This is a genomic window from Methylobacterium variabile, from assembly GCF_001043975.1.
Taxonomy (GTDB): domain Bacteria; phylum Pseudomonadota; class Alphaproteobacteria; order Rhizobiales; family Beijerinckiaceae; genus Methylobacterium; species Methylobacterium variabile.
Genome location: NZ_LABY01000314.1, coordinates 1 through 2,472 on the forward strand (window position 1 = coordinate 1; position 2,472 = coordinate 2,472).

3 protein-coding genes are annotated in these 2,472 nt (G+C 72.2%); all 3 read left to right on the forward strand.

What is annotated here, in order from left to right; genetic code table 11:
• Positions 1 to 90: 90 nt before the first annotated feature.
• The 3 genes from tnpA (at position 91) to tnpC (ending at position 2,445) form a co-directional block, all read left to right on the forward strand.
• Positions 91 to 465 carry an IS66-like element accessory protein TnpA gene (gene tnpA, locus VQ02_RS31990; protein ID WP_048448303.1) on the forward strand — a complete coding sequence of 125 codons (375 nt, stop codon included), beginning with the start codon at positions 91 to 93 and terminating at the stop codon, positions 463 to 465.
• A complete protein-coding gene (gene tnpB / locus VQ02_RS31995; RefSeq protein WP_048448304.1) occupies positions 462 to 809 on the forward strand; it encodes an IS66 family insertion sequence element accessory protein TnpB in 348 nt (115 codons plus the stop codon). The genes tnpA and tnpB overlap by 4 nt, the downstream gene beginning before the upstream one ends.
• Before the next feature lie 79 nt (positions 810 to 888).
• On the forward strand, positions 889 to 2,445 hold the full coding sequence (gene tnpC, locus VQ02_RS32000) for an IS66 family transposase (RefSeq protein ID WP_048448305.1): 1,557 nt from the start codon (positions 889 to 891) through the stop codon (positions 2,443 to 2,445).
• Positions 2,446 to 2,472: the final 27 nt, after the last annotated feature.

The window sequence follows — 2,472 nt, forward strand, 5'->3', positions numbered from 1 at the left end:
TCGGTGACGGCCGCCTTGTGCCTGTAGTGCTTTGCTCTGGATACAGGTGCTGGCGTCAGATGACGCTATATCGGCCCTGTGTCTGGACCTATGACCAACTCTCCTCATGTTGTCGTTGCGGGCACGCGCCGCGTCTGGTCGCCCGAGCAGAAGCGCGCCATCCTGGCCGAGGCGGATGACCCCGCCACGACCGCCTCAGAGGTGGCGCGCCGGCACGGCCTGCACTCCAGCCTGCTGTTTAGATGGCGGCGCGCCTTGCTGGCCGAGCGGCAGGCCTCGACTGCGGCTGCCCCAGCGACCTTCATCCCGCTCGCGCTGCCGCCTCCGGCCACGGCGGCAGCCGGAGTGCCGGCCGGGCCGGGCCTGATCGAGATCGAGCTGGCCGACGGGCATCGGGTGCGGGCCGCAGCCGGGGCGGACCTGACGCTCCTCCAGGGCGCGATCGCCGCGCTGCTCGGTCGATGATCCCCGTCCCGTCCGGCTCGCGCGTCTGGCTGGCCACCGGGCACACCGACATGCGCAAGGGCTTCGACGGCCTGGCCGCCCTCGTCCAGGACCATCTGGCGCGCGATCCGTTCTCGGGCCAGGCCTTCGTGTTCCGTGGGCGCCAGGGCCACCTGATCAAGCTGCTGTGGTGGGACGGCCAGGGCCTGTGCCTGTTCGCCAAGCGTCTGGAGAAGGGCCGCTTCGTCTGGCCGTCCACCGCCGGTGCCGCGGCTGCATTGACGCCGGCCCAGCTCGCCATGCTGCTGGAGGGGATCGACTGGCGCGCGCCTTTGCGCACCGACCGGCCGACGATCGCGGGCTGAGAGCGGCAGACTACCGAGGTGGCCGCGTCCGTGGTCAAGGCCTGTGGCGACGGCCCTTGGCAAGGGCTAAGCTGTTGGCATGGCTCTCGATCCTGCCACGCTGCCCGACGACGTCGACGCGCTCAAGCGCCTGATCGTCGGCCTGGCGCGCGAGGCCGTTCACGCCAGTACCCTGATCGAGAAGCTGCGCGGCGAGCTCGCCCGGCTGAAGCGGGCGCGGTTCGGCACCTCGTCCGAGAAGCTCGGCACGCGCCTCGAGCAGCTCGAACTAGCGATCGAGGCGCTGGAGGTCGACGAGGCCGAGCGTCTGGCCGGCACGCCGGTCGTCGCCGAGGCGAGGGAGGCCGCACGGCTCAAGCCCGCCCGGCGGGACCTGCCGGCCCATCTGCCGCGCGAGAGCGTGGTCCACGCCGGTCCCTGTGCCTGCCCGGCCTGCGGCGGGGGCCTGCGCCGGATCGGCGAGGACGTTACCGAGAGCCTCGACTACGTGCCGGGCCGGTTCAAGGTCGTGCGCCACGTCCGCGAGGCGTTCGCCTGCCGCGTCTGCGAGCAGGTGGTCCAGGCGCCGGCCCCCCACCATGCGGTGCCCCGCGGACGGGCCGGTCCGGGGCTCCTGGCGCACATCGCGGTGGCGAAGTTCGACGACCACCTGCCGCTGTATCGCCAGGCCGAGATCTACGCGCGCGACGGCGTCGATCTGGCGACCTCGACGCTCTCGGGCTGGCTCGGCGCGACCGCGGCCACGCTGCTGCCGCTGACCGAGCTTCTGCGCCGGGAGGTGATCACCGGCTCCGACGTCCTGCACGGCGACGACACGCCGATCCCGGTGCTGGCGCCCGGCACGGGCAGGACGAGCACCGGACGGCTGTGGACCTACGTGCGCGACGAACGCCCCCATGGCGGCGTGCGCCCGCCGGCGGCTGTGTTCTTCGCCTCGCCCGACCGTCGAGGCGAGCGCCCGCTCGCGCATCTGGCGGCCTTCTCCGGCGTGCTGGTGGCCGACGGCTATGCCGGCTTCAACGGGCTGTACGAAGCTACCCGCGCGGGTGGCGCCCTGACCGAGGCGGGGTGCTGGGCGCATGTACGACGCAAGATCTTCGACGTGCACGCCGCGACAGGCTCGGCGCTTGCGGCGGAGGCGCTGGAGCGGATCGGGGCGCTCTACGGGGTCGAGCGCGACCTGCGCGGCAAGCCGCCCGATGCTCGCACCCGCGAGCGACAGGTGCGCTCGAAGCCGCTGGCCAAGGCGCTGAAGGCGTTTGCCGAGACGAGCCTCACCCAGGTGCCGGGCCGGTCCGAACTGGCCAAGGCGTTGCGCTATATGCTGGCACGCTGGCCGGCGCTCATGCGCGTCTTCGACGACGGACGCCTGGCGCTCGACAACAACGCGGCCGAGCGGGCGCTGCGCAGCGTGGCGGTCGGGCGCAAGAACTACCTGTTCGCGGGATCCGAGCCGGGCGCCGAGCGTGCGGCGGCGTTCTACACCCTGATCGAGACCGCGAAGATGAACGGGCTCGATCCCGAGGGCTACCTGCGCGACGTGCTCACGCGCATCGCCGATCACCCGGCCAAGCGCCTCGCCGATCTGCTGCCCTGGAACTGGATGCCGACCGGTGAGGCCGAGCAGGCCGCCTGACAAGCTGCTCCGTCACCGAGCGCTTAC